Raw genomic sequence first — 390 nt, 5'->3', positions numbered from 1 at the left:
TTGTATGTTATATGTCCATACATTTTTGATGCGTTTTATCTTTGACATTCATTAATTTTATCTGTATTATAGATATAATGTATGTGTATATCACTCACAATGAACTGAAGGGTGGAAAGAACAATGGCTGAAAGGCTTAAACGTATAATAGTGCGGTTTTCCAATAACATGATAGAGCGACTATGCGATGCAGAAGAACGTGAAGGCATTGATAGAAGCAGCTTAATCGTATCCTATATATATCAATTAGTTGAATCTAAAACAGACAAATTCGACATATCTTATGCACTACTGGATATTGGTAAAGATGCCAATGTTGATATTGGCATTTCTGGGCAGTTGAAATCTCAGTTCCAGGACAAAATAGATACCATAAATAAAAACCAAGGA

General features: G+C 33.3%; 1 protein-coding gene. It reads left to right on the top strand.

Translation table 11 applies throughout. The annotated features are described in order from the left end of the window. Positions 1 to 123: 123 nt before the first annotated feature. On the top strand, positions 124 to 390 hold a 267-nt coding region (locus RM446_RS24730; RefSeq protein WP_311547849.1), incomplete at its 3' end, for a hypothetical protein.

Source organism: Streptomonospora wellingtoniae, assembly GCF_031845375.1.
Lineage (GTDB): Bacteria > Actinomycetota > Actinomycetes > Streptosporangiales > Streptosporangiaceae > Streptomonospora > Streptomonospora wellingtoniae.
This window is presented reverse-complemented; position numbering and strand designations above follow the sequence as displayed.